Below are 26,463 nucleotides of genomic sequence, written 5' to 3'. Positions count from 1 at the left end.
GAAAATGTGACTGTTTCTGTGAAAAAAAAGAGGCGATTATGTGCCTCTTTTTTTAAGGGAGAAGAATATGTAATATCTGATAATTCACAGGGGAATGAATTATTTGGAGAACTAACATATGTAAGAACTATCTTACATCGTTAGTATACTGTACCTTTGTGATGAGAATACGATAGAACTATGGAAGAAAATGTGACTGTTTCTGTGAAAAAAAAGAGGCGATTATGTGCCTCTTTTTTTAAGGGAGAAGAATATGTAATATCTGATAATTCACAGGGGAATGAATTATTTGGAGAACTAACATATGTAAGAATTATCTTACATCGTTAGTATACTGTACCTTTGTGATGAGAATACGATAGAACTATGGAAGAAAATGTGACTTATCCTTCGACTAGTCTTCCCGCTTCCATTCGATATACTTTGTCGCTACCTCGTGATACATCATTCGAATGCGTAACGACAATCACACATTTATTATACTCATGCGCCAGTGTTTTGAAGACGCTAATAATTTCCTGTTGGGTTTTCGTATCAAGATTCCCCGTCGGCTCATCAGCGAGCATAATATCGATATCCGTTGCAAGAGCACGCGCAATCGCAACACGCTGTTGTTCCCCCCCAGATAATTGCGTTACTGGACGTCTCGCCATACGTTCAGTGATTCCTAAATCCTCTAGAATTTCAAGGGCCCTTTTTGTTCCACCTACTACGTTGTCGGTAATAGACATCGCTACCAAGACATTTTGTAAGCCTGACATATAAGGAATCAAATGAAAATTCTGAAAGACAATACCAATCTCATTGCGCCGATACTTCTGAAGACCTGTCTTTTGAATGTCACGTCCATCGCACAGAATTCGTCCCTTTTCCGGTACATCTAAAGCGCTCAACATCGAAAGCAATGTAGTCTTTCCAGATCCCGATTCACCTAAAATAGTATAAAAAACACCCCTTTCAAAATTGGCACTGATATCATCCAAGACATTTTTGCGTTGTGTACCATCCTGATAGCTAAATGAAACATTTTCGATTTCTAACATAAATACCTCCTATAATAAAATTTCTCTTGGTTTAAGTCTTAAAATATAAATAGATGAAACCATGGTCGCAGCCAGTGTTGTTCCAAGCATGATGCTATAAAAGACCACAACATATTCTTGACTAATTTCAACTTTAAAGTTTTTTGCAATCTCTTCTTCAGTAATATCTGTGAGTTGGTTTTCCAACCCTCCAATACTCATGACAACATTTCCTTCTGGTAGTGTTTCTTGCTGTTCTAACTGATTTTGAATCATCGACTGTGATAAACCGCCAGCCAGTTTCAATCCAGTAAAGAGCGCTAAACTTACCGCAAGTATCGATATTAAGAGTACTTCCAGAAGTACTTGGAACATTGATTTTAATTTTGTCTCACCTAAAGCCTGATAGATACCAAACTCATGTTTGCGATCACGCATAAACAAGATAAGAACTAGTGATAATACCAAAACAGATCCTCCAACTCCAAATAGTAGAATTGTGTTCGACATTTCCTTCATATTCATCAACGATCCAGCAACGGCATCAAAACTGTCTTGAGTCGTTTCGATTTTAAATTGCTTATTATTAAGTAGTTGATTTGCCTTCTCAACAAACTGATCAATAACATCGGGTGACGTTAATTCGTACGTGGGCGTTACCATGGTACGACATGTTTCGACACTGTTACAAAAACCTTTTTCAAATGTCGCCATGACTTTAGCGTCCGCTAAATCTAAGGCTGCTAGAAACTCATAGTTCGTGTACAGGGTGTTGTGTTGTCCTTCCTCCATAAAAGAAGCCATGGGGTCATTACTTGACGCTGAGTCCGTTGTATCAAAGATTCCCACAACTTTAAAAGTAAATGATTCTTTCTGTTTAACTTCGATATCTTGTGCTTTCGGATCAAATTCAACAAGGCTATGATCCAATGTAATTTCAGACCCCAGTTCAAGTGCATTTTGGGATGCAAGTTTTTTGGAAATAAGAATTTCATGTTCGGTGTCACTTGCTTTAGGATATCTTCCTTCGACAATTTTTTGCTTACCATTCATAAACTCATCAGGGAGTTCATGCCTACTTCCAACTAAACTAAAATTCGCAAAGTCCGCAAGACCTGCACTTCCAGAAATCATAACGCTATTAGACGTATCATCTTGCTTCTCTTGAGTGTAACGCTTTAGTTTCTCCGAACCCATATGCGTGTTCAATTGGTAGGAAACTGATTTCACCTCAGGAAGCTCACCAATCGCATCTGCTTGATCTGCCGTTAACGGTATAATTGTCTCATTTTGTTTTAGATTCATAAAGTCCAAGTCAACGCGTGCTTTAGCACCCAACTGTTCTTTCATTGATGTTTCTAATTGCTGGGTCGCATTGTAGACTGCCGCCGCACCCGCAATTAAATTTCCAAGAAGAAAAACGACCATGAATAAGATGAGTGTCTTTCCCTTTCGTTTCGAGATACTCGTAAGTGCTCGTTGATAAATGTTCATGTATATTCCTCACTTTCGAACCCATCATAACAAGGAAATATGGAGTACTTATGGAGTCAAGATGAAGTTAACGTAAAGATAAAAAAGAAGCCCTACGGCTTCTTTAAAAAAATATTGTAAAGGTAAAACATTGCGCGAGTGAATCGTACACATAATTATAGGAATAGTTATATTTATTGAGAATCATGGATACGACATAGAGCCCCAGTCCATGGCTATCATCACGATGCTCCATGCTGGTAAAGGGTGCGCAAAGATTGACACTATCATCCCATGCACCATCATAGGAATTTGAGACACTGAGTTTCGCCTCAGACAGAACCACTTTAATGGTAGAATCTGCAGTTCCATATCGGATCGCATTTCCAATTAAGTTCGAAGTAACCCGGCTAAAATCTAATTCGCTCATTGGAACAGTCGAAGACACAATCTCTAAATCAAGATGTTGATGATTATCGACTAACATGGGATGATACAGAGCCTGTAGTTTATCTAACGGTTCTTTGACGTTTAGGATTGGAATATCGCGAATTGATTCTAAACGACTTACCTTTAAGGTCTCATTAATCAACGCATTCATATGTACGAGTTTATGATTAAGTTCGTAGATAATATCCTGGTACTGTGATGGCAGTACTTCGTCATGCATTAGCTCTTCAATATACAAACTCATGACCATCAGTGGTGTTTTAAGTTCGTGAATACTTCCTTTCATAAAGATATCGCGATCTTTTTCGAATTTTTGGATGGTATCCATTTCATGGATGAGGCGTTTGTATAAGTGATCAATTTGATTTTCCAAGGTTGCGATTTCATCACCGCGAACCGGTGTATCTAAAGCAACGTATTGAAACGACTCCATCGTTTCCATAACATGATTCAAATGGATAATCTTTTGCGCAGTATATCGGGCATAAAGATAAGAAATTAAAGCCGAAACGATAAGCCCTACAATAACCATATATGGCATCACACTAAAAAATATTGACGAGAACATGTCATTATCGATACCTGCATTCGAGGCGACACGCACTGTATAGACGTTCCCAGCATTAACAAACTGAAACTCTTTAACTCTCGTCGCTGAAGCGTCACCAACAACACTTGCCGATATACTCACATCACCAGAAACAGTATGGGTTGGCGCAGTTTCTAATGCCGGCAAATAGATTCCACCAGTATATGGATACACAACATTACGATATGCATCTGTAACGACAATATATACCCCAGCACTACGCTCGAATTCAATCAACTTATTGTTTAGAATGAGTTTGTCCATCGATGCGGTTTCCAGCATCTTCTGCACTTGTATGACAGAACTATTGAATTGCTTATCGAGAAAATTATTAATGTACGATGTATACATAAATTTAAAGCCAAACGCAAAGACCATGATTGTGGTTAAGATTGTAATTAGGGTCAGTGCGAATGTTTTTGGAAAAAGCTTGAGATTTTTAAAGTACTTCATTGCGATTTTACCTCCAAACGGTAACCCACACCTTTTATTGTCGCGATACACTGAATCGGAAGTTTTTTTCGCAGATTTTTAACATGCACATCAATATTACGAGCATCTCCAAAATAATCATAACCCCATACCAACGTTAAAATTTCTTCACGCGTAAAGACGCGCCCAACATTCAACATCAAAAGTTGCAAGATCTCAAATTCCTTAGCTGTTAGAATAATTGTAGTTTGCTGGTAACGCACTTCGTAATTATCAATCGATAGCACTAACCCATCATAGTTAATTGCATCATCGCGAGCAGTTTCTTTCGGGATACGACGCAAGACCGCTTTAATCTTATATGTGAGAATATTCATCGAGAATGGTTTCACAACATAATCATCAACGTCATGGTCAAATGCTTTGTATTGAATTTGCTCATCACTTAATGCGCTTATTACAAGTATAGGAATTGTCTGATTTTGTTGGCGTAATGTTTCCAAAAAAACATCTCCTTGCATTTGAGGTAGCATCATATCGAGTAGAATGAGATCGATTGCATATTTATCAAGAAGATCAAATCCTTCTTCAGCATACCCAGTCGCATAGACTAAAAAACCTTCTTTTTCAAGGTTCTTAACGAGTGAGCGTCGAATTTCAAATTCATCTTCAATTACAAGTATTGTTTCCATAATATCACCATTTTGATTATAGCATAGCACACTGTTTCATCTCCCAGTTCTCCGTTATCTTCACAACAACTTCATATCAAGCGCAAAAAAAAGAGGCGATTATGTGCCTCGTTTCTTTTAAGGGAAAGAATATGGATAAATAAGATACATTGTAATTCATAGGGGAATGAATTGTAGGAGAAGATCTTATTAATGTCGTAAGAAGGAGTTCTTACATCTGTAAGTATAGCTACCAAATACGGAGAAACTTTCATAGGTTCATGTTAGAATGTGTGATTACATTTAAAATAAAAAAAAGAGGCGATTATGTGCCTCATTTTTCTCTTAAGGGGAAAGAATATGGAATAATAAGATACATTAAATTCACAGGGAATGAATTATAGGAGAAGATCTTATTATTGAATCGTAAGAAGGAGTTCTTACATGTGTAAGTATAGCAAGACATTACGGTGAAAATACCATAAGATAATGTTAGAATATGTGACTCTTGTTAAGAAAAGAAAAAACAAAAGGTTTCCCTTTTGCTTAGTCTTCTAAAATTTCGATACGTTTGCCTTCCATGATTTCTTCACCATATTTTTCTTGAAGATAATCAAGGGCTTCTTTGGCCTTACGTTTGTTTTGAGCTGCTTCTGAGTCTCGTAACTGATAGTATGCGAATGAACCCGCAGCTACTGTTAAACCCGTTGCAAAAGCAATTCCTAATCCAAATTTTGTTGATTGTTTCATAGTAATACCCCCTTTATATTATCTTAACAGATTTTGAGGGGTTTATCATCGTTATTCGCGTGGCAGACTTGAATATTCCGTGAATTTTTATGTGAAACTTGGATTGATTATTCACCACATACAAAACTGTTGAGAATCTCAGCAAGCTCTAACGAGTTATCTATATTGACTTCATGCCCTGCATCACTTACCTCTTTAAAAGTCGCATTTGAGAGCAAAGCGGTTAATGACTCTGCCGCTTTTCGATTCGCGCGGTCTTTGGCACCACATAGAACCAATGTATTCACATGAACTGCATCCAAACGCGATGTGAAATCTAAATGTGTCATTGATTTCATTAATGATAGCGTATCTTTCTTTGAAAACCCCATACCTTTGAAGAATTTTTGAGGAAGGATCCGAAAAACTCCATGTTGTATCGTAAAGAGGAACTTAGGGATACGATATTGTGGTGCAATCAAGACGAGTGATTTAATGTGGTCAGGATGATCGATAGCATAATTTAGAGATAGAATTGCCCCTAGTGAAAGTCCACATAATTGGATTGGAGCTTTGTATTCTAAGCACATAGTCTCAAAATTTTTATAAAGTGCTTGATATGTGAGTTGCTGTGCACCAGTAGGCTTCGTTAAACTTGGAACGCGAAGTGTAAGGGCACCTGACATTGCTTTTAGGACATCATTCCATGCTGGCGCATCTTGGCCTAAGCCATGTACAAAAACCATCGTGTTTTCGTCTTGTGCCATGATTAAATATCCATTTCTTTGTAGAACTGATCTTTAAACGCCTGCATAAGATCGTGACGTTCTTGCGCCATACGTTTACCTTCAGGCGTTTTAATCCAGTCAATGAGCTTTAATAGTTTTTCATCAAAGTGATCAATAGCATTACGTTGCACATTGCGATAGTCATCATAACTCTCGATTGTGACACCTTTGAGCGTAGGGTCGTAAATCGGTGTTCCTTTAGATCCTGCATAATAGAAGGTTCGCGCAATGCCGATTGCCCCCATTGAGTCAATCATATCCGCATCACTCACATACTGAGCCGCATACGTTTTATTTACAACGCCATGTCCACCCTTGTAACCTATTTGTGCGACACCGGCAATTATTTCGGATTCTAGCCCCTCAAAGTCAAGATTCCATGATTTAAACAACTCGCGCAACGAGCTGTCCAAGTCATCAGTTGGATTGACTTTGTCATCAAAAACATCATGAAAATACGCAATCAGAAGTGCCAAATACCGGGCCTCGTCCTCTAAAGCAATTAAGCGTGAAGTGATATCCACAACACGCTTAATATGATAGTAATCATGACCACTCGTTTCATTTTGAAAATAATCAAAAATGTGAGTGTCGATATTTGATAAAACTGATTGTTCGTGCTTACTTAACATTTGCAGCCAATAACTCAAGAACATCTTCAGTTGTTGGCATATCTAATGCTTTAGTAGCTAAGTCCTGCATTTCAGCAAAGCTTAGGTCACGGATAATACGACGGGCTTCAAGAATTGATGATGCTGACATTGAGAATTCGTCAAGTCCAAGTCCGAGTAACAATGGAATTGCTCGCTCGTCTCCAGCCATCTCTCCACACATTCCGACCCATTTTCCTTCTTTGTGTCCTCCATCAATGGTAAGTTTGATGAGGCGTAGAATTGAAGGGCTATATGGTTGGTAAAGGTATGAAACTTTTTCGTTCATACGGTCTGCGGCCATTGAGTATTGAATTAAGTCATTGGTACCAATACTGAAGAAGTCAGCTTCTTTAGCAAATTGGTCTGCTAACATTGCTGCTGCAGGAATTTCAACCATCATTCCTAATTCAATATCATCACTGAATGCAATACCTTCTTTTGATAAGTTTTTCTTTTCATCTTCAACAAGTGCTTTTGCTTGACGGAATTCTTGAATTGTCGCAATCATTGGGAACATGATGCTTAATTTTCCGAATACACTTGCGCGTAAGAGTGCACGTAATTGAACACGGAAGATATCTGGACGGTCAAGACATAGACGAATTGCACGGTATCCTAAGAACGGGTTCATTTCGTGTGGGAATTTTAGATATGATAACTCTTTGTCACCACCAATGTCGAGTGTACGAACGACAACACGACCTGGGGCCATATTTTCAAGAACTGCTTTATAAGCTTGGAATTGATCTTCTTCGTTTGGAAGTTCTGATGCATCCATGTATAAGAATTCTGTACGGTATAATCCAACACCTTCTCCACCATTGTTGATAACACCTTCAACGTCTTTCGGTGTTCCGATGTTACCTGCAAGTTCAACGTGGTGTCCATCTGTTGTTACTGTTTCTGCATCTTTAAGTGCAAGTAAACTAGCTTTATGCGCTGCGAATGCTAGACCTTTTTCAGCATACTCAGTCTTTTGTGCTTCTGTAGGTTTGAAAATAATTGTTCCTTCGATTGCATCTAAGATAATTTCATCACCATGTTCGCATTTATCGAGTAATGTCCCTGCTCCAACAACCGCTGGAATTTCAAGACTACGCGCCATAATTGCTGAGTGAGAAGTACGTCCACCAATTTCTGTTGCGAATCCTTTTACAAATTCACGATTCAATTGAGCAGTGTCTGAAGGTGTTAAGTCTTCCGCTACGATCACAACTTCTTCATTGATTGCTGATAAATCAGGAATCATAAGTCCAAGTGCGTGAACTTTAATACGGAATGTAACGTCTTTAATGTCAGCTGCACGTTCACGGAAGTATTCATCTTCCATGCTTTCAAACATACCAATAAACATGTTTGATACTTGTTCAACCGCAAATTCTGCGTTTACTGCGTCATTTTTGATCATTTCTTCGATTTGGCCAACAAATTCTGGGTCTTTTGAAACCATTAAGTGAGCGTCAAAAATTGCAAGTTCTTCGTCAGCAAGGCGTCCTACCGCTTTTGCTTTAATCATTTCAATGTCTTTTTGTGTTGCAGCGATTGCATTATGCAATTTCGCTAATTCTTCCTCAACGATTGCATCACGGCGTTCAATTACAAATTCCGGGTGTTGTAATTTGAATACTTTTGATACTGATACTCCTGCTGATGCAGCAATTCCTTTAATCATAAACTAATCTCCTTTTTCCTTATTACATCTTCTTCATTCTATCACTTTTATAAGTGCTTATCAAAGTCTTTTAAACTTGTATATTTGAGAATTTATTCTTAAATGTAAAAAGCAGCACAAATTGTGCTGCTAGAGTTTTTTTACCATCTTCATGCGTAGAAATTCCTCACGCTCTTTTTCTTCAAGGGCTTCTGAAATTGTTTTAATGTCTCGTTCAAGATTCGGAATAACAACACGATCCAGAGCATTCGCTCGTTTACGACTCTTTTCGATGGCTTTAGCCAAGCGATACATGCCATTATCAAGTTCTGCTAATTTCACGGTGTAATATTTTACTGCCCGCATTTTTAGGTAGACATCATCTAATTTTGAATTGGTAATTCCAAGAGAAAATGGAATTTCTAATGGTTTATCTTCCAGAGATACTTTGGGAATTTCAATTCCCATTACCGAACGATAGACGATTTTTATATCTTCTTCGACAGGCATTAATTGCGCAATGCGATCAATAACCCCATAACTTACGTTGGCTTTTTGAAGTGCAATATATGCTTCTTCGTATGCATTATCAATTACTTCACGTAAATCTTTAACATCATCCATCATTTTCGAAAGTTCTTGCATGAGAATGATACGTTTTCGATCCATTAGCTCATAGCCCAAATTCGCTAATCGAAGTGATTCTTTGCTTGCGAGTAAGTTACCTTTGGTAATTAACACTAGTTACTGCCTTCAAGAAGACTATCATCAATCACAGTTGGGCTATTAACCTTGAAATAGTTGATGGCTTCTTGATTATTGTAGAATGCTTCAAGTGTCTCTGCATCAAGACGATCTAAGTCGTATTTTGGCAATAGTGATAAAAGATGCCAACCAATATCTAAAGTTTCAGTGATTGGTCGGTTACTATTTCCACCTTGACCTACAAAGAAATGTTCGAAGAGACGACCAAACCCAAGATAGCGTTGATCATGTCGTGAAAGTTCATCCAGTCCAATGACAGACGCAAGGTTACGAACATCAATTACTTTCGCATAGGCTGCAAACAATTGTGCGGAAACACTGGAATGGTCTTTTCGCGTCAACCCTTCACCGATACCATCCTTCATCAAGCGTGATAATGATGGTAGCACATTAATTGGTGGATAGATACCTTGTTGGGTCATGCCTCGATCCAATACGATTTGACCTTCGGTAATATATCCCGTGCAGTCTGGAATCGGATGTGAAATATCATCATTTGGCATCGTAAGAATTGGAATTTGTGTTAATGACCCAGTACTTCCTTCAATACAACCGGCACGTTCATACATCGATGCAAGGTCGGAGTAGAGGTATCCGGGATATCCTTTACGACCCGGAACCTCTTCTTTAGAGGAACTGTATTCACGAAGGGCCTCACAATACGACGTAATATCAGTCATAACAACAAGAATATGTTTGTTCTTTTCAAATGCTAAGTACTCAGCAGCCGTTAATGCAAAACGCGGCGTCAAAATTCTTTCAATAATTGGATCATTAGCGAGGTTGAGGAACATCGTAACGTGATCCATAACCCCATGATCTAAAAATGTTTGTTTAAAGAAAGCTGCAACATCATGCTTAACACCCATTGCCGCAAAGACAATCGCAAAGTCTTCACCAGAATCCCCATGTAATTTCGCTTGGCGCACAATTTGTGCCGCAAGTTCATTATGGGATAATCCACTTCCAGAGAAGATTGGTAATTTTTGACCACGAATCAAGGTATTAAGTCCGTCTATCGCACTGATTCCCGTATTGATGAAGTTACGAGGATATGTTCGTGCGACTGGATTGATGACTCGACCATTAATGTCTGCATGCTTATCGATAAAGACTGGGCCAAGTCCGTCAATTGGAGCACCAGATCCGTTGAAAGAACGACCGAGAATTTCCTCAGATAACCCAATCTCAATCGGACGGCCCGTTAATTTTGAAACAACATTATTTTTTGAGAGTCCTTCGGTACTTTCAAAGACTTGGATGAGGGCACGGTCTCCCTGAATTTCAATGATACGTCCTAGACGTGTGTGGTCATTTTCATCAATTAACTCAACAAGTTCATCGTAAGATGCCGTTTCAACACCCTCTATTGCAACAAGAGGACCATTGATACTTGATAATCCTTTAAAATAGATACTCATGAATGTCCTCCTATTCTATCGATGCAAGCGCTGCATCAACTTTGTCATAATAAGCTTTAAATTGTGATAAATCCTCATCGATTACATACTTCAGACCAATGATTTCTTCGAAGATACGTGTTTCGATAATCGCATTCATCGTTTTCTTTTGATCTAGTAATTTTTGACTTTGATCAAAAACATACTTGATTAATTTGAGCATTTCATATTGTTTTTGCAACGATACTGAACTATCAAATTTATGGAAAGCGTTTTGTTGAAGATATCCAACACGAATAACACGCGCGATTTCCAACACCAGTTTTTGACGGTCTGCGAGAACGTCTTGACCAATCAATTTAACAATTTCCATTAAACTCGTCTCTTCATTAAGAACGGATAAAACCATTTGGCGAAGATCTAAATAATCTTCAGCTATGTTTACGGTATACCAATCTTGTAATTGGACTAAATATTCGGAATAGCTTTGGGTGTAGTTAATGGATGGGAAATGGCGAATATACGCCAATGATTTATCCAATGCCCAGAAACTTCCAATAAATCGTTGCGTGTTTTGAGTTACCGGTTCGGAGAAGTCAGCACCTTGAGGTGAAATTGCACCCACAATACTAATTGAACCAATATCTCCATTTAATGTGTTTACAAAAGAACTTCGTTCATAGAATTGGGCTAATCGTGATGCGAGATATGCTGGGAATCCTTCTTCCGCAGGCATTTCTTCCAATCGACCTGAAAGTTCACGCAAAGCTTCGGCCCAACGAGATGTTGAGTCCGCCATTAAGGCAACATGATACCCCATGTCACGATAGTACTCTGCAAATGTGATTCCGGTATAAATTGACGCTTCACGTGCAGCAACAGGCATGTTTGATGTATTCGCAATTAAGATAGTTCGTTCAAGCATTGTACGTCCTGTCTTAGGATCCACCAATTCGGAAAACTCTTCAAGAACTTGCGCCATTTCGTTACCACGCTCACCACAACCAATATAAACAATGATATCTGCATCACACCATTTTGCAAGTTGATGCTGAAGCATTGTTTTCCCAGCACCGAATCCGCCAGGAATTGCGGCACTTCCACCTTTAACAATTGGGAACAATGTATCAATAACACGTTGTCCCGTAATAAGTGGCTCTTTAGCATCGATACGACTTGTTACAGGACGCTCGTGGCGAATTGGCCAATGTTCAGACATTGAGAGTGTTGTTCCATCTTCATAGTGTAAAACAACGTCATCAAGCCCGTATGGACCATCCACAGGGTCAATAGAAACAATTCCTTCGTGTGTTGCCATTAAACGGTGTTCTATAGAACCCGTTTCTTGGAAAATCGCATAAACTTGGCCACGTTTGACAAAATCACCTTTCGCAACCTTGTATGTAACATTCCATTTTTTTGAATCTGGAAGTGTTCGCATACTTTGACCAACTTCTAAATAAGAGCCATATTTTTCTGATAAGCCTTTTAATGGACGGCCAATCCCGTCATAAATATTTCCTAATAAACCTGGACCAAGTTCAACACTCAACGGTTTCCCAGTATGCGTAATGCTTTCACCCACACGCATTGATGTTGTTGATTCATAAACTTGGATGGTGACATACTCAGAATCAATTCCGATGACCTCACCCATAATGTGACTATTACCAACGTAAACCATTTCTGACATTACGAAGTTGTCAACATCACGACTTTTAATAATTGGACCATTTATCCAATATACTGTACTCATATTGACGCCTCCTAAATGTTTACTTTACTTTCATTGATAAATTCTGTCATTGCATTTTTAAACCGCGTTTCGAATGAAAAATCAAGAATACTATTTTCAAATTCACACATCAGTCCGCCCATTTTTAAATCAGCATATTCTGCATGAACTTTACGATTCAAGAGTTCATAGTCTTGTTTACGAACTAAAATTTTGGCACGTGTTAAATCAATACGTGATTCTAAGTAGTCTAGGGTTCCGTTTAAATACGCACTATACCCGTCACTCTGTAAGAATCGAGCAAGATCATCTTTGAGTTCTTTCTCGAACTGTGCTAGTAATGCATTGCGTTTCTCACGCAACGCTTTTGCAACTTCAAAGCGCATTTCTGATTCAAGTTTAAATCGTTCACGATCGGCTTTGTCGCGCAGTGTTTCGAGTTTTGTATTAATAATACTTTCTTTTTTTTCTCGGTATTCATCCACTTCTTGTTGTAGGCGTTTATCAAAATGAGAATTAATGTCATTTGTTTCACGCTTTACATCCTCAATTATCGAATCAACGATATCTTGAGTAACTTTTGCTTTAATATTCTCCATTTAAACCACCTTTCCAACGATTTTAGAAATTGTCTCATCAATCATTGCTTGAACTTCATGCGACTTGTGACGGTCACTGATTTCAACAATTAATGGCTGTTTCAAAGTCAATTTCAAATCTAATATATGCTCACGATCCAAGTCGAAAAGTTTTGTTGTTAACAATAGAACACCAATGGTGTCATCTTGCAAGACGTCTTGAATGGCTTCCTTAAGTTCATCTGCTTCATGAACAACGATTCCTTCAATACCCGCAAGACGTAATCCCATTTGAGTATCAATATTGTCGCTGATAAGAAACATTTTCATAATTTAGCAATAATTTGGATAGCGATTAGAAGTCCGTAAATAGCAACCCCTTCAGCAAGCGCAACGAAGATCATTGCTTTACCAAAGTTTTCTGAGTTTTCTGAGATAGCACCTATAGCAGCAGGAGCAGCTTGACCTACGGCATAACCTGCACCCAATACTGAAGCACTAACAGCAATAGAAGCAGCAATGAATCCCATACCTTGTCCAAAACTTCCTTGGAACCCTGTTGCGACTTCTTCCGCAGCATAGGTAGCACCTGTAATTAATACTGTTCCAATCAACGCAACAAAGAACATTGATACTTGCATATAAACTCTAAATTTTGCATTACGGACATCAACTTTTCCTCTAAATACTGGAATGAGTGGTAACGTAATTACCGCGATTAACACTAGTGGTAAAATAATTTCTAATAAACTTAACATCGTCATATTCCTCCTTAGTTAACTGACTTAAACGGCTTACCGCCACCATCATAATAACGACTAAACATTTCGTAGTATTGTAGACGCAATGTCTGGATCCCTACGATTAGACCCTCAAGCCCGATGACAATGATATTACCGATAATAAAGACGATAAATCCTGCACCACCTGACATATCTTTTAAAACCATAACAACGCTCATCATCCCTGCGTGACTTAGGATAAACCCACCGACACGTAAGAACGACAATGTATTGGTCACAAATCCAAGTAAAACTTCAAACAATTCAAAGAAACCTTCAACTATATAACCACCCCAACCCTCTTGCGGCGTAACCTTCATTTTTGCAATAAGATTTGATAACGGTTCGTGGAAGAGTATCGATAAAAGCGGAATAACAATGAACACAATAATTGTGAGGGGGTTCATAATTGAATATCCCAATGTCATTGTTACAATCCAAGCCATCATGAACCCATAAAACATGAGTCCGGCAAGTCCATTTTGTGAGAATAAAGCTCGGGTATAACGTTTGTGCTTCAACGACACAATAATATTTATTAATATCGATCCAAGAATTAGGACAACCCCGATTCCAACTGTAGAAATCAAGAGGTTACTTGTAAAGTCTGGACTTGCAACATGAATTGGAAGCCCTAATGGTTTTAAGAATGGCGTCAGCAATTCTTCATTTCCAAACACTGATCCATAAATTATCCCAAAGAACATTGAGAAGAATCCCAATCGGAACATAATTCGACCTAACATCATATCTTTTTTCTTAGCAAGCAAATATCCAACCAGGACAATCACAAGTCCTTGTCCAACATCTCCAAACATCATTCCGAACAATAAGGAATACGTAATCGCAAAGTAACGCGTTGGATCATATTCCCCATATTTTGGAAGTCCATACATCTCAACAAGCATCTCAAACGGGTAAGAAAACCAATTATTTTTTAATGCTGTTGGCGCAAGAATTTCTTTTTGGATTTCTGGTGGGAAGTCATACGTTTTAACCCGATCATCGAATAATTGATCAAACGCTTCCAAGTTTCCTTCAGATACAAAACCAGTCATCGTTGTTTGACCGTTGTAAACCGAAATATATTTATAGAAAGCTTCACGTTCTGCTTGTTCTTTAACGTAGCCATAGGTTTCGTTAAGAAGCCCTGCAAAATCAAATGCAAGTGTTTTCTCACGCGATTCTGGAATCGTTATTGGTTCAAAATACATTGATTCGAAGAACTCAGCAAAATGCTCTTCTTTTGATTTAAGACATACATAGATAATCCACGCATTGTGCTTATTACGATGTAACTCTGTAAACACAAACTCTTCACTATGATACAAGGTTAACTTTTGGAACGAATTAAGCGGCATCCGTCCAAATTTAAATGTAATGAAACCTTCATCCAACTCATCAAGTGGATAGGACTGCAAGTTCTCCAACGCAATCTTATCATCCTTGTGTAATGTTGAAATAGTCGTTGCGATCGCCACGTTCTTATCACACACTGCCTCCGCAGCTGCAATATTTTTTTCAACAGTTTCTAAATCCATATCTTTTACATATGTTGGTTTGATATGAATATCATATTCGTGTATTAAATGCTCAATTCTTGATAAATAAGCTTCATAAATATGATCTGCCACATACGGCTCACCACCATCATCGTTTGTCATAACATCCGTCGACAATTCGGGATGGAAATGCTCATACTCTTTAATTGCACTTATCATATTCAAGACATTGTCTGGCGTTGTCACAGTTAACACCAAACGCATCTTTTCAATTGCCACAGAAACACCTCCTACTTCGTAAGCAACTTCATAATTTCTTCGGAATTCATTTGATATCGAACACCTTCAATGACATCAATTATATTATCAATTTCAAAGCTTAGTAATGTCATATATGAAAGCATGGTTAAATTCGTATTCGTTGTAAACCGCAGATAGTGTTGCGCAATTAACTTACGAATATTGTTGAGATGCAATTCAATATTGACTTCTTCTGGTGCTTCGACGTATTTACCATATGGTGACTTATGAAAAGCATCTAAGAACTCTTCTGCATTCATGGTGCGAATCCATTTTTCCATACGCGCTACAGGGATGAGGTACGGTTCATAATGGATCATTGCAAGGATATCTTCGGCAGGCGTATCATAATACTTTTTGAGACGGTACACATAGCCAATTGTTTTTAATTCAATTTCAAGATTGAAGGCATCTTGAATATCTTTATTACTTGGTTCTTTTTGGATTAGTTTCTTAAAGAAATCCTGGTAATAAGCATTCAGTTCATATTCACATTTCCCGATATCAACATTTTCATCAAGAAGTCCCGTCAAGACCCCGCGATAATCTGTAAGTTCTAAAAAATCATGCAATGCAGAGAAGCTTTTTAACTCTGCTAATTTATGTACGTCAAACGACAACATTTCATTAATATCATCAATGTAGTAATTCACATGATGATCAACACCCGATTCAATCGAGTGTAAAACAAATAAAATTTGTTCAATCTCACGACGCTTTGTATAGTAGGAAAAGAAATTTACCCGATTAACTTTCACGTAATGCATTAACTTAACAAACTCAACCTGTCCCATGATACGAACTTTTTGTTCCAAAACCTCACGGTGAATCGACGATTCGTTGATGCCGTCCAATACCTGAGCATAGCGCGTATCATTTTTTAGATATGCTGCAATACTTGGGACATCTTTATAGTTTGTCATTATACGATATTGCTCAGCCGTTAAATGTTGAGAAAACAAAGAACGTGCCTTCGCAGCCATTGCATAATCACTTGCCATCTGGAAGGGTTATCCTTTCATACAGCTTTGAGTACCATTCGGATTTGGCACCATTAAATCGATCAACAAGGTTTGAGACACGCTCTTGATATTCTTGATCGTATTTGGGTTTCATTGATGCACGGTATGAATCTGTTTCGTTTAAGATAGACTCAGTTTCTGTTGCTAAATATGTTTCCAATTCTTGATCAATTTTTTGTTTCATTTCTTTGATTGCTTCTAGCCCATCTGCATGAGAGTCAAGTGTGTCTTTCACTTGGTCTTTAGCTACTGAATTCGCTTTAAGAATCTGTAAAATGTAATCATCCATAAACTGTCCCTCCTTAAAAAGACAAAATCAATAATACTCCTAAGTTTTTTGAATTTCAAGAATATTATTCCATTTGATAATTATTTTTGCTATAATCATCACGTTGGAGAAATACCCAAGAGGCTGAAGGGGTCGGTCTCGAAAACCGATAGGAGTTCATAGCTCGCGAGGGTTCAAATCCCTCTTTCTCCGCCAATTAAACAATTCACCCACTTAAGAGTGGGTTTTTTTGTGCCTAAGAAGACTTTGAATTGGTATGCAAGTTCTAAAACCCATCAAGCACCTCAAGATTTCTTACAAATTCCCTTCCCATTCAAAACTTGAATTTGTAACTTTGAGAACTCATTTCACAAAAAATCAATATTGAATTGTGTTTTTCGTGTACATCTAAATTAAACCACTTGTATGCGATATAGTCAACTTATATAGCGGTTATCGTGCATCTAAACGCTTTCATCATGCATAATTTTTTGTCAAAAGAAAAAGCCGTTGCTCACAAGCAACGGCTTTAGGGTTTATTAACGCATGTAGTAAGGTTTTACTTGACGTGGTAAACCTTTTTCATCACGCATGATTTCTGGTTGACCTACTAAGAGTGGTGCAAAGTAATCATGAGCTTCTTGAGTGATTCCAGCATATTCTGGTAAGATCCACTCTGTTGGGAAGTGACGTACGTGGTTCGCAATGTTGCTTGATGCAGTTGCTAAGAATTCTACGTCGTATGTTTCGCCTTCAATACGTTTAACATATACAGTTTGTCCTGTAAATGATGGATCGATTGAACGCATATGTGCTGACATTCCAAGTTTGAATGATTCTTCAACGTCAACTTTTGATTGCTCACTTGCATGTGAACGTTGTGCGTTGCTTAAGTCTTGAACTTTAGCACGTTCTGATACACCAGCTTCAAGGATCATTTCACGTAATGCGTGACCTGAACCACCTAAAACAGCATGTCCGAATGTATCATTTTTTGATTCTCCAGCTGCAAGGTATGTTCCGTCTTCGTAACGTACCCCTTCACTGACAACGATGTAGCATTTGTTTTTTGCGTCAACATGTTTCTTAACTGTTGCTAAGAATGATTCTTTATCGAATGGTACTTCTGGAAGAACGACCATATCAACGATACCAGAAACACATGCACTCGCTGCTAACCAACCTGCATCGCGTCCCATTGTTTCAAGAATGAAAACATCTTGACGCGTATAGACTGTTGAGTCCATCCATGTTTGGTAAGCTGTTGTTGCAATGAATTTAGCTGCTGAAGCAAATCCAGGAGCATGATCCATGACCATTAAGTCATTGTCAACTGTTTTAGGGCATCCAACAAATTGGAAGCCTTCGATTCCGTTTGCTTTTGCATATTCGTCAAGCGCAGCAACTGTATCCATTGAGTCGTTACCACCTGTATAGAACATTGTACGGATATCGTGTTTTTCAAGGATTGCGAAGAGTTTTTCGAAATCTGCTTTATTTTCACGTTTTAATTTGTAACGGCATGATCCTAAAGCACTTGAAGGTGATTGACGTAATACACGGTTTTCGTCCTCACTCATGTGTGTAAGATCCACAAATAGTTCATCAAGAATTCCTTCGATTCCATGAAGACCACCTAAGACTGTGTCATAGACTGGGTTTAATTGGTTTGCTTTAACGACACCCGCAACGGTTGCGTTAATAACTGATGTTGGCCCACCTGATTGAGCCACTAAACATTTAGCCATATAGTATACCTACTCCTTTTTTTTCCATTCTCATTATACACAATAAAATCTAATTAACCAAGCCCTATCCGTTGTTACTCTCTTCTAAAGCCTCGGCAATCTCTGCCCACTCGATTTCAAGGTGTTTGATTTCATTATGAATACCGTCAATTACAGCATTAAGTTCATCCATTTTTTCAAAATCGTGATAATAGTCAGGATCAAAACGCAACTCACGATGCACTTCTAAATCTTCGGATAACTCTACAAGTTCTTCCTCGATTTTTTTTATGCGATTTTTCATTTTTTTAATATTTTGATATGAAAGTTTATTGATTTCTTTTTGCTCGTCAACTTGTTGTTTCGACTCTGCAAGGATTTCAGTCACTTTTTTTTCAGTATGTGTTATCGCGCCATCTTTAATGACATATGTGTCCGTTGCCATCTTCTCAATAAAGTAACGATCGTGGGATACAAAAATCATCGTTCCATCATAATCACTCAGCGCTTTTTCTAATGCTTCTTTCCCTTGAATATCCAAGTGGTTTGTCGGCTCATCAAGAATTAAAAGATTATCCTGCTTCAACATGAGCTTTACTAAGGCTAAACGAACCCGCTCGCCCCCTGATAAAACACCCACAGATTTAAACACTTCTTCACCTTTAAACAGGAATCGTCCTAAAGCTGTGCGAATTTCAGTATGATCAAGTTCCGGAAATCCATCCCAGACCTCCTCAAGCACTGTTTTATTCATGTTAAACTCCAACAATTGTTGGTCAAAATATCCCATTTCAATTTGATGTCCCAAGAGGACCTCACCACTTAACGGTTCCATACGACCCGAAATAGTTTTAAGCAATGTTGATTTACCAGTCCCATTATCACCAATTATGGCATACCGCTTACCACGGTTAAAGATGCCACTAAACTCCAACAACGGTTTGTCATAACCAACTTGGAGTTCATTAGCAGTCAAGACATCTTTTCCACCGCGTAAACGTGCTTTAAAATCAGCTTTAAATTCACGTTTGGATTCCGTCTTCTTTTCAAGTTTATCCATGCGATCGAGATATTTTATCTTCGACTGCGCAAATGCAGCTTTACTCCGTTTGTATCGGAACTTTTCGATAAGTTTCTCTAATCGCTCGATTTCACGTTGCTGATTCTCATACTTTACATTATGACGCTCAATCATGATTTCTTTTTGTTTGAGATAGCCTGAATAGTTCGATTCAAATCGCGTTGCTTGATAATCATCAATTTCAACAACGACATTACATACACGGTCAAGGAACAAACGGTCGTGAGATACCACAACCACAGCACCGTCGTATTTATTCAAGTAACCTTCTAACCATTCAATGGTTGAAATGTCCAAATGGTTTGTCGGCTCATCTAAAAAAAGAATATCTGGTTTACTTAAAAGGAGTCTGATAAACGCCAACCGTGTTACCTGACCACCTGAAAATGTACTTAACGAACGATTGAGATCTTCAACCGAGAAATTAAACTGTGTCAGAATTGTATGGATTTCTGTTTCATAGGTATACCCACCCCGACGCAAGAACTCATGCTGAACACGGTCAAATTGTTTTAAGTTTTTCTCACTAGGATCCTCTTGAAGTATCCGTTCCAATTCATTCAGTCGGTTTTGAAGTTCAAAAACATCTTGGAAGACCTCATCAAAATAATCCTTAACGAGAATACTGTCCTGGGTTACATGAATCTGTTCAAGAAAACCTGTACGGACACCCGACTTCCAAAAGACATCTCCTTCATCTAACGCGATTTCTCCCGATAGCACGTGAAAAAGTGTTGATTTACCAACACCGTTTGCACCAATAAGTGCTACTTTTTCATTTTCTTTGATCAGCATATTAAGATCTTTAAACAGATCTTGCGAACCAAATGATTTTGTAGCATTTCTAACTTGTACGATCATATTCTCACCTAACTTGCTAATTCAATGGCAATACCATCTGCAACAGCCTTCGCAATTTGATCAAACTCAGCAAACCAAGTTTCATACGCTTTTGCGTCTTCGATGTAGCCAAACTCAATAACAGTTCCTTGCATTCCACGATTACTGTCTTTAGCAAAAGTATTCCATTCTCTAAATTCTTCGAGTACACCCGCACCCGTAAAACGACCGCCAGCCTCACGAATTTTCGCATTATTATCATAACCATCTACTTTAGATGTCTGAACGATTCCTTCATGAGAACCATAGTCAAACAATTCAAGTGTGGTTTGAGCCTCCAGCTGCTTCGCAATGGTCGAGGCCATACGGCTAGTTGCGTGACTCGAATATATAATTGATGCTCCTGTTTCTTTAGGATATGGCTGTTGCAACATTGTTAAATTAACATAATATTTTGCATCTGCTAAATAACCAGCATGAAGACGCCCATTCACATCATTAGTATCGCGAGGTTTGTCTTTCTCACGAACGATTTTCACTTTGTAACCTGCACTGGTCAGTTGTGCTTCAATAGCTTCTGCCATACGGTACATTTCTTTTGATTCAACAAAATCTTTAAACTCACTACCATGTAGAATCATGCCCATATCGTCATAAAGACCACTTGGGTCAAGTACTACATCGTAAGTATTCGCATCTATCTGTGTATTCTTCACGTCTAAAAATGCATAGTGTTGATCCATAATTGTTTCTTCATCTGTATTAAATAAATTTTTGTTTGCGATTAAACGTACTTCTCGTGCTTCTCCACTACGCGATGTGGCATGGAATACTTCATCCATTTTTTCATCTGCAATAAGACGTGAGCGCTCAAACCCAACACTAACTTCAACAATGTAGAATCCCGGATCTAACGCATTCATTGGAATCTTGGCATCTAACTCTGACCCCATAAGAAACACTTGCTCTGTGCCGGTGCAAAGGTTAGTTAGAAAGACCGTGCGTCCATTGAATGGGTCTGCTGTAGTTACTTGATAATCTGCTCCATATAAGCCCAAAGATTGCCCGTAGACGCCATAATCGGAGAACTCAATCACATTATCCGTTAAATTCTTTTTAATCACACTCCGTGACTCTTCTGGTGTCATGCGGCAAAATGCAAATTGTTCCTGATTCACTACAGGTGTTGGACGTAAAGCATTAATCCCATAAACAATCAGTAATGCCAATACAAACAGAAAAGGAACTACAATTTTGTAGTTCACTTTTTTAGTCTTCGGAACATAGTTTGATCTATAGTCCATAGAAACCTCACGCTTAATATTCTAAATTTCTTGGTGTACGTGGGAATGGCACAACATCACGAATGTTTTGCATACCGGTAATGTACATGAGGAAACGGTCAAATCCGATTCCAAATCCCGCATGTTTAACACCACCATAACGACGTAAATCTAAGTACCACTGTAAGTGTTCTTTTGGTATGTTTAACTCATCCATGCGTTCTTCAAGAAGATCCAAACGTTCTTCACGTTGTGATCCACCAACTAACTCCCCTACATAAGGAACGAGTAAGTCACAGGCTGCAACCGTTTTTCCATCATCATTCAATCGCATGTAGAATGATTTAATGTCTTTCGGATAGTCTGTTAAGAACACAGGACCCTTAACAACTTCCTCACTCAAGTAGCGTTCGTGCTCTGACTGAAGGTCACTTCCCCATTCAACTTTATACTCGAAACGATCGTTTACTTTTTCGAGGATTTCGATTGCTTCCGTATATGGCATACGTTTGAATTCACTATTTACGATTCCATTGAGACGCTCAAGAATCGTTGTATCAATACGTTCATTGAAGAATTTCATCTCCTCTGGAGCATTCTCCAAGACATACTCAATCGTATATTTTACGAGATCCTCAATAAGGTTCATGTTGTCCTCTAGATCAGCAAACGCAATTTCTGGTTCAATCATCCAAAATTCACTCGCATGACGTGCAGTATTTGATTTTTCCGCTCTAAATGTTGGACCAAATGTATAGATGTCGCGGAATGCAAGCGCAAATGCTTCACCATGCAATTGTCCTGAAACTGTTAAACTCGCTTTTTTACCAAAGAAGTCTTCTTCATATTTATCATCGTGGCGGGTTGTAACTACAAAAGCCTCTCCCGCACCCTCAGCGTCGTTTCCAGTAATAATTGGCGAATGAACATACACGAATCCCTGATTTTGGAAGAACTCATGAATTGCCATTGATAATACTGAACGTACTCTAAAAACAGCCATAAATGTATTAGTACGAGTGCGTAAGTGCGCAATTTCTCGTAAATATTCATAGCTATGACGTTTCTTTTGCATTGGGTAATCTGACGATGCAGCACCCTCTAAAATAACTTCAGTTACGTCAATTTCAAAAGGTTGACGACCATCAGGTGTACGCTTAAACTTTCCTGTAACTGTAATTGCAGTTCCAGTTCCGTATTTTCCGATTTCATCATAATTGGAAATCTCAGCAGCATAAACACATTGGGCATTTTTAAAGTAAGTTCCATCATTCAATTCGATAAAACCAACATTTTTACCTTTACGATTGGTACGAATCCATCCTTGAAGTTGCACATATTCAATGGCATCTATCTCGATGTCTGATCCATAAGACATTAAGTCATATATTTCTCTAATTGTTAAATACGATATCATTCTACACCTCTTATTATCGAATATTATTTGTTTGGAAGATTAACTCCTGAATTGTCGAGACAACATCAACAGTTTTTACGACAACATCTTTAGGAACTTGAATATGCTCACTTGAAAAGTCAACAATCCCGACAATTCCTAAATCGACAAGTCGATCAATGGTCTCCTGCACATTTTTAGATACAGTTACTATTGCAATACGGCATCCTTTGGGAATCCGCTCTTCGAGTTCACTCATATGGTAAATCGGAATATCCGATACTTCACCCAGTTTATTTGGGTCAATATCAAATGCACATGAAATTTCGCCGACTACATGATTCCATCGGTTATAGTTCAAGATTGCGCGTCCGAGATTCCCCGCTCCAACAAGAATTAATTCTTCATCAAAACTAACCCCTAATAGGTTATCAAAGGTGTCAATAAGCGTCTTCACGTCGTAGCCGTAGCCTTGTTTTCCTAAAGATCCAATAAAAGAAAAGTCTCGTCGGATCGTTGTTGATTCGATATCAACAAACAACGACAACTCTCGGGATAAAATACGTTCTACACCCATATTATAGAGTTTTCGAAGCGCTTTAAGATATATTGGATAACGCTGCATTGTTGCTTTTGGTACATTATTTGAATTGATTTGATTAATCATGTTATCACCACCGTGTAAATCATATCACAAAGTCAGTAGTGATAGAATGTGAAAATATTAATAAGATTGGAGTTGTTTGTTAGATTGTGCTGTTAATTCACAAGTTGCACGAGCACCTTTTTCAAATGCCGTGAATGCCGCAAGACCAATCATTGCCGCTTGATCCATACATGCCCATAAAGGTGGTTGAAGAATGTTAAGTTCCGGATAGGTATCCTTCAATCCATTCATTTGTTTTCGAACCTCAGAGTTCGCAGCAACACCACCTGCTAATGCGAGTGTCTTCACATCATACAAACTAAGCGCTTTTTTCACACGTGACACCAATTCATTTACTGCTGCATGTTGAAATGCATAGGCAACATCTTCCACGATTACAGGTCGATCGTTGCGTTCCTCACGTAACGTCAACTGCCGAACCGCAGATTTAAGACCACTAAAAGAAAAGTCTAATGGATTATCTGTTTTTACTTTAGGCAAGATATAGTTCGCCTTACCTTGTTGCGCCATCTTATCGATGACAGGACCACCAGGATATGAAAGCCCAAGAAGACGCGCCACCTTATCATAAGCTTCCCCAACGGCATCATCTTGAGTTTTTCCAATAATTTCAAAATGATAGTCACTTTCCATATAGATTAGCTCAGTATGCCCACCAGAAACAACTAATGATAGGAGTGGAAATTCCAACGTACCCGAAAGTTTATTTGCATAAATATGTCCAGCAATGTGATGTACAGGAATAAGTGGCTTATCCAATGCCCATGCGAGTGATTTCGCGGCAGTTACCCCAACATGCAATGATCCCACGAGACCAGGACCTTCAGTAACTGCAATGGCATCGATATCGTCAAATGTTACATTTGCTTTTTCCAGCGACTCTTTTATTACAAAGTTTATTTTTTCGACATGTAGGCGGGATGCAACTTCTGGAAACACACCACCGAATTGTTTATGTATATCAATTTGTGTTGAGACAACGTTACTTAACACGTCTTGACCATTTTCGACAACAGCCGCTGACGTTTCATCACAACTTGATTCAATTGCTAATATTTTCATTTTAAATCCTTCCTTAAGATATGTGCAGCCGTACCATCATCGTAATAATTGTGACGTACAGCGATATCTTCAAAACCTAAATTTGTGTACAGTGCACACGCACTGTCATTATTTGAAGCCACTTCAAGAAACATAGAACCGCGATGCTCCATTTCCTGTTCAATGTGCTTTAGCAGTAAAGTACCAATACCTTGACGTTGCTGCTGCGGTGAAACTGCAATTTGCAATACTTCAGCCTCCGTATCAAGATTAAGCACAACTACGAACCCATGGATTGCACCATTTTCTTCATAAACAAAAAACCAGTAATTACTATCGACAATTGCATCATTATAGGACACTAATGACCAATGATTATGAAGTGATTCTGTGTCAATCACAACAATTTCAGCTAAATCCTGTTCCGTTGCGCGACGTATCATTTGAGATAATCAGGAACGAGTGTATCAATCGACTCCACGGGTTTCCATAATTGCTTAATGGATATAATGTTCTCCAATACTGAACCATAACGCTTACCCTTATCATTTTCAATTAAGTCTAAGTCTCCATACAACTCCACATCAATTTGAGTTACTTCGTCAATCATATAAACACGTTGATCTCGAACAACACCATTATCCACATAAGCGCCAAATGTCCGTTTGGAACGGGCATCAATAAATGCAAAACCAGATTTCGCACCGACAAGACTTGCAAGTGTATTCACGGTATAGACGTTCAAATTTGGATTCGCTATCGCAAAGGTCTTCACAAAAGTCATTCCTATTCTGAGTCCGGTATAACTACCAGGACCTACAGTTAAAACTACATTGTTAATCTCAAGTGGATTGATACCATGCGCTTTCAATGCTGCATCTACAATTGGTAGCAATTGCTCAGAGTGAGACTTATTAACTTGTTCTTGGTAATTGTAAACTAACGCCTCGTCAATAACCAATCCCACAGCTAATAAAGTATGTGATGTATCAATAATTAATGTGTTCATGAAAGTTCCTCAATTCTAATCAAACGCTCATTTTCCGAAATATAGTCAATTGTTACGATATAATCTGGTGCAAAATCGAGATCTTCCAAGAAATTGCTCCACTCCAATACCACAACATTACCATCATCAATAAGATCAAATAAGCCTAAAGAGTCGGAATCAATTCCCTCCAATCGATAGGCGTCAATGTGTTTTAAGTTTAGACGACCTTCGTATTCTTTGAGAAGGGTAAAAGTCGGACTTGTTACTGCTTCAGTAATATCAAGTCCTAATGCAATTCCTTTTGTGAATGCAGTTTTCCCTACTCCTAAATCACCAGCAAGAGCAATTAACGCTCCTTTTGTAAATGTTTCTGTCAATGCTTTTCCGCACTGAATTGTCTCTTCGACGGAATTTGTTTTATATTCTTTTATTTTTTTCATAATATCACCATGCTAAATATTATATCATAATCACAAGTTCAGTAGTGCATTCAAACCTATAAAAAAAGACATCCAAATGGATGTCGAATTACCTGGCAATGAGCTATCTTCACTAACGCTGGGCTAGATATTGTCGCCGCTAAAGTGCTTAACTTCTGTGTTCGAGATGGGAACAGGTGTGACCACT

26 protein-coding genes, 1 tRNA gene and 1 rRNA gene are annotated in these 26,463 nt (G+C 38.4%); 1 reads left to right on the top strand and 27 read right to left on the bottom strand.

What is annotated here, in order from left to right:
• Nucleotides 1-383: 383 nt before the first annotated feature.
• From GVV20_RS08720 to GVV20_RS08640, 17 genes are all read right to left on the bottom strand, one after another.
• Nucleotides 384-1,043: an ABC transporter ATP-binding protein gene (locus tag GVV20_RS08720; RefSeq protein WP_159741461.1), complete on the bottom strand. Its 660-nt coding sequence runs from the start codon at nucleotides 1,041-1,043 to the stop codon at nucleotides 384-386.
• Nucleotides 1,044-1,052: 9 nt separating this feature from the next.
• Complete coding sequence (locus GVV20_RS08715; protein WP_159741462.1) at nucleotides 1,053-2,516, bottom strand: ABC transporter permease; 1,464 nt, start codon at nucleotides 2,514-2,516, stop codon at nucleotides 1,053-1,055.
• Between the two features lie 103 nt (nucleotides 2,517-2,619).
• A complete protein-coding gene (locus GVV20_RS08710; protein ID WP_159741463.1) occupies nucleotides 2,620-3,987 on the bottom strand; it encodes a HAMP domain-containing sensor histidine kinase in 1,368 nt (455 codons plus the stop codon).
• Complete coding sequence (locus GVV20_RS08705; RefSeq protein ID WP_159741464.1) at nucleotides 3,984-4,658, bottom strand: response regulator transcription factor; 675 nt, start codon at nucleotides 4,656-4,658, stop codon at nucleotides 3,984-3,986. Before GVV20_RS08705 ends, GVV20_RS08710 begins: the two co-directional genes overlap by 4 nt.
• Nucleotides 4,659-5,183: 525 nt before the next feature.
• A complete protein-coding gene (locus tag GVV20_RS08700) occupies nucleotides 5,184-5,387 on the bottom strand; it encodes a hypothetical protein (RefSeq protein WP_159637983.1) in 204 nt (67 codons plus the stop codon).
• Nucleotides 5,388-5,494: 107 nt separating this feature from the next.
• Entirely contained in the window at nucleotides 5,495-6,133 is a 639-nt protein-coding gene (locus tag GVV20_RS08695) for an alpha/beta fold hydrolase (protein ID WP_159741465.1), read from the bottom strand.
• A gap of 2 nt (nucleotides 6,134-6,135) precedes the next feature.
• Entirely contained in the window at nucleotides 6,136-6,804 is a 669-nt protein-coding gene (locus GVV20_RS08690; RefSeq protein WP_236261976.1) for an HD domain-containing protein, read from the bottom strand.
• Nucleotides 6,776-8,479, bottom strand: a complete 1,704-nt coding sequence (gene ptsP, locus GVV20_RS08685; protein ID WP_159741466.1) for a phosphoenolpyruvate--protein phosphotransferase — start codon at nucleotides 8,477-8,479, stop codon at nucleotides 6,776-6,778. The genes GVV20_RS08690 and ptsP overlap by 29 nt, the downstream gene beginning before the upstream one ends.
• Nucleotides 8,480-8,608: 129 nt before the next feature.
• The gene (locus GVV20_RS08680; protein WP_159637991.1) at nucleotides 8,609-9,199 is read right to left on the bottom strand and encodes a V-type ATP synthase subunit D; all 591 of its coding nucleotides are present in this window, start codon (nucleotides 9,197-9,199) and stop codon (nucleotides 8,609-8,611) included.
• Nucleotides 9,199-10,644: a V-type ATP synthase subunit B gene (locus GVV20_RS08675; protein ID WP_159812822.1), complete on the bottom strand. Its 1,446-nt coding sequence runs from the start codon at nucleotides 10,642-10,644 to the stop codon at nucleotides 9,199-9,201. The genes GVV20_RS08680 and GVV20_RS08675 overlap by 1 nt, the downstream gene beginning before the upstream one ends.
• Before the next feature lie 10 nt (nucleotides 10,645-10,654).
• Complete coding sequence (locus GVV20_RS08670; protein ID WP_159812824.1) at nucleotides 10,655-12,379, bottom strand: V-type ATP synthase subunit A; 1,725 nt, start codon at nucleotides 12,377-12,379, stop codon at nucleotides 10,655-10,657.
• Between the two features lie 11 nt (nucleotides 12,380-12,390).
• Entirely contained in the window at nucleotides 12,391-12,957 is a 567-nt protein-coding gene (locus GVV20_RS08665) for a hypothetical protein (RefSeq protein ID WP_159812826.1), read from the bottom strand.
• Complete coding sequence (locus GVV20_RS08660; RefSeq protein WP_159647267.1) at nucleotides 12,958-13,266, bottom strand: V-type ATP synthase subunit F; 309 nt, start codon at nucleotides 13,264-13,266, stop codon at nucleotides 12,958-12,960.
• Nucleotides 13,263-13,694, bottom strand: a complete 432-nt coding sequence (locus GVV20_RS08655; RefSeq protein ID WP_159638001.1) for an ATP synthase subunit C — start codon at nucleotides 13,692-13,694, stop codon at nucleotides 13,263-13,265. The genes GVV20_RS08660 and GVV20_RS08655 overlap by 4 nt, the downstream gene beginning before the upstream one ends.
• Nucleotides 13,695-13,708: 14 nt before the next feature.
• On the bottom strand, nucleotides 13,709-15,499 hold the full coding sequence (locus GVV20_RS08650; RefSeq protein ID WP_159638003.1) for a V-type ATP synthase subunit I: 1,791 nt from the start codon (nucleotides 15,497-15,499) through the stop codon (nucleotides 13,709-13,711).
• Nucleotides 15,500-15,510: 11 nt separating this feature from the next.
• Complete coding sequence (locus GVV20_RS08645) at nucleotides 15,511-16,521, bottom strand: V-type ATPase subunit (RefSeq protein ID WP_159641464.1); 1,011 nt, start codon at nucleotides 16,519-16,521, stop codon at nucleotides 15,511-15,513.
• The gene (locus tag GVV20_RS08640) at nucleotides 16,511-16,831 is read right to left on the bottom strand and encodes a hypothetical protein (protein WP_159638007.1); all 321 of its coding nucleotides are present in this window, start codon (nucleotides 16,829-16,831) and stop codon (nucleotides 16,511-16,513) included. Before GVV20_RS08640 ends, GVV20_RS08645 begins: the two co-directional genes overlap by 11 nt.
• A 105-nt stretch (nucleotides 16,832-16,936) precedes the next feature.
• Here GVV20_RS08640 and GVV20_RS08635 point away from each other — a divergent pair.
• Nucleotides 16,937-17,026, top strand: a tRNA-Ser gene (locus tag GVV20_RS08635).
• A gap of 323 nt (nucleotides 17,027-17,349) precedes the next feature.
• Here the strand turns inward: GVV20_RS08635 and GVV20_RS08630 are convergent.
• The 10 genes from GVV20_RS08630 to rrf all read right to left on the bottom strand — a co-directional run.
• Nucleotides 17,350-18,558, bottom strand: a complete 1,209-nt coding sequence (locus GVV20_RS08630) for a diphosphate--fructose-6-phosphate 1-phosphotransferase (protein ID WP_159812828.1) — start codon at nucleotides 18,556-18,558, stop codon at nucleotides 17,350-17,352.
• 64 nt (nucleotides 18,559-18,622) lie between these two features.
• The gene (locus GVV20_RS08625; protein ID WP_159741488.1) at nucleotides 18,623-20,479 is read right to left on the bottom strand and encodes an ABC-F family ATP-binding cassette domain-containing protein; all 1,857 of its coding nucleotides are present in this window, start codon (nucleotides 20,477-20,479) and stop codon (nucleotides 18,623-18,625) included.
• 8 nt (nucleotides 20,480-20,487) lie between these two features.
• On the bottom strand, nucleotides 20,488-21,762 hold the full coding sequence (locus tag GVV20_RS08620; RefSeq protein ID WP_159741489.1) for an N-acetylmuramoyl-L-alanine amidase: 1,275 nt from the start codon (nucleotides 21,760-21,762) through the stop codon (nucleotides 20,488-20,490).
• Between the two features lie 13 nt (nucleotides 21,763-21,775).
• The gene (gene asnS, locus GVV20_RS08615) at nucleotides 21,776-23,158 is read right to left on the bottom strand and encodes an asparagine--tRNA ligase (protein WP_159641460.1); all 1,383 of its coding nucleotides are present in this window, start codon (nucleotides 23,156-23,158) and stop codon (nucleotides 21,776-21,778) included.
• A gap of 13 nt (nucleotides 23,159-23,171) precedes the next feature.
• Entirely contained in the window at nucleotides 23,172-23,804 is a 633-nt protein-coding gene (locus tag GVV20_RS08610; RefSeq protein ID WP_159638018.1) for a redox-sensing transcriptional repressor Rex, read from the bottom strand.
• 57 nt (nucleotides 23,805-23,861) lie between these two features.
• Entirely contained in the window at nucleotides 23,862-24,866 is a 1,005-nt protein-coding gene (tsaD, locus tag GVV20_RS08605) for a tRNA (adenosine(37)-N6)-threonylcarbamoyltransferase complex transferase subunit TsaD (protein WP_159741490.1), read from the bottom strand.
• Complete coding sequence (rimI, locus tag GVV20_RS08600; RefSeq protein ID WP_159741491.1) at nucleotides 24,863-25,288, bottom strand: ribosomal protein S18-alanine N-acetyltransferase; 426 nt, start codon at nucleotides 25,286-25,288, stop codon at nucleotides 24,863-24,865. The genes tsaD and rimI overlap by 4 nt, the downstream gene beginning before the upstream one ends.
• A complete protein-coding gene (gene tsaB / locus GVV20_RS08595; protein ID WP_159741492.1) occupies nucleotides 25,285-25,854 on the bottom strand; it encodes a tRNA (adenosine(37)-N6)-threonylcarbamoyltransferase complex dimerization subunit type 1 TsaB in 570 nt (189 codons plus the stop codon). The genes rimI and tsaB overlap by 4 nt, the downstream gene beginning before the upstream one ends.
• Nucleotides 25,851-26,276: a tRNA (adenosine(37)-N6)-threonylcarbamoyltransferase complex ATPase subunit type 1 TsaE gene (gene tsaE, locus GVV20_RS08590; protein ID WP_159741493.1), complete on the bottom strand. Its 426-nt coding sequence runs from the start codon at nucleotides 26,274-26,276 to the stop codon at nucleotides 25,851-25,853. Before tsaE ends, tsaB begins: the two co-directional genes overlap by 4 nt.
• Nucleotides 26,277-26,366: 90 nt before the next feature.
• Nucleotides 26,367-26,463 (bottom strand): 5S ribosomal RNA (gene rrf / locus GVV20_RS08585); the annotation flags it as partial.

The organism is Erysipelothrix aquatica (assembly GCF_009828775.2).
Classification (GTDB): Bacteria; Bacillota_I; Bacilli_A; order Erysipelotrichales; family Erysipelotrichaceae; genus Erysipelothrix; species Erysipelothrix aquatica.
Note: the sequence above shows the minus strand (reverse complement) of the source record. Positions and strands in the feature narration are given on the sequence as shown.

Bases quoted from the DNA above. Each gene is read 5' to 3' on its own strand.
- tsaB (WP_159741492.1), bottom strand. From the start codon at position 25,854: ATGAACACATTAATTATTGATACATCACATACTTTATTAGCTGTGGGA.
- GVV20_RS08720 (WP_159741461.1), bottom strand. From the start codon at position 1,043: ATGTTAGAAATCGAAAATGTTTCATTTAGCTATCAGGATGGTACACAA.
- GVV20_RS08695 (WP_159741465.1), bottom strand. From the start codon at position 6,133: ATGGCACAAGACGAAAACACGATGGTTTTTGTACATGGCTTAGGCCAA.
- GVV20_RS08715 (WP_159741462.1), bottom strand. From the start codon at position 2,516: ATGAACATTTATCAACGAGCACTTACGAGTATCTCGAAACGAAAGGGA.
- GVV20_RS08655 (WP_159638001.1), bottom strand. From the start codon at position 13,694: ATGTTAAGTTTATTAGAAATTATTTTACCACTAGTGTTAATCGCGGTA.
- GVV20_RS08710 (WP_159741463.1), bottom strand. From the start codon at position 3,987: ATGAAGTACTTTAAAAATCTCAAGCTTTTTCCAAAAACATTCGCACTG.
- GVV20_RS08630 (WP_159812828.1), bottom strand. From the start codon at position 18,558: ATGGCTAAATGTTTAGTGGCTCAATCAGGTGGGCCAACATCAGTTATT.
- tsaE (WP_159741493.1), bottom strand. From the start codon at position 26,276: ATGAAAAAAATAAAAGAATATAAAACAAATTCCGTCGAAGAGACAATT.
- GVV20_RS08645 (WP_159641464.1), bottom strand. From the start codon at position 16,521: ATGGCAAGTGATTATGCAATGGCTGCGAAGGCACGTTCTTTGTTTTCT.
- GVV20_RS08700 (WP_159637983.1), bottom strand. From the start codon at position 5,387: ATGAAACAATCAACAAAATTTGGATTAGGAATTGCTTTTGCAACGGGT.
- asnS (WP_159641460.1), bottom strand. From the start codon at position 23,158: ATGATATCGTATTTAACAATTAGAGAAATATATGACTTAATGTCTTAT.
- GVV20_RS08670 (WP_159812824.1), bottom strand. From the start codon at position 12,379: ATGAGTACAGTATATTGGATAAATGGTCCAATTATTAAAAGTCGTGAT.
- GVV20_RS08660 (WP_159647267.1), bottom strand. From the start codon at position 13,266: ATGAAAATGTTTCTTATCAGCGACAATATTGATACTCAAATGGGATTA.
- GVV20_RS08610 (WP_159638018.1), bottom strand. From the start codon at position 23,804: ATGATTAATCAAATCAATTCAAATAATGTACCAAAAGCAACAATGCAG.
- ptsP (WP_159741466.1), bottom strand. From the start codon at position 8,479: ATGATTAAAGGAATTGCTGCATCAGCAGGAGTATCAGTATCAAAAGTA.
- GVV20_RS08625 (WP_159741488.1), bottom strand. From the start codon at position 20,479: ATGATCGTACAAGTTAGAAATGCTACAAAATCATTTGGTTCGCAAGAT.
- GVV20_RS08665 (WP_159812826.1), bottom strand. From the start codon at position 12,957: ATGGAGAATATTAAAGCAAAAGTTACTCAAGATATCGTTGATTCGATA.
- rimI (WP_159741491.1), bottom strand. From the start codon at position 25,288: ATGATACGTCGCGCAACGGAACAGGATTTAGCTGAAATTGTTGTGATT.
- GVV20_RS08620 (WP_159741489.1), bottom strand. From the start codon at position 21,762: ATGGACTATAGATCAAACTATGTTCCGAAGACTAAAAAAGTGAACTAC.
- GVV20_RS08705 (WP_159741464.1), bottom strand. From the start codon at position 4,658: ATGGAAACAATACTTGTAATTGAAGATGAATTTGAAATTCGACGCTCA.
- GVV20_RS08640 (WP_159638007.1), bottom strand. From the start codon at position 16,831: ATGGATGATTACATTTTACAGATTCTTAAAGCGAATTCAGTAGCTAAA.
- GVV20_RS08675 (WP_159812822.1), bottom strand. From the start codon at position 10,644: ATGAGTATCTATTTTAAAGGATTATCAAGTATCAATGGTCCTCTTGTT.
- tsaD (WP_159741490.1), bottom strand. From the start codon at position 24,866: ATGAAAATATTAGCAATTGAATCAAGTTGTGATGAAACGTCAGCGGCT.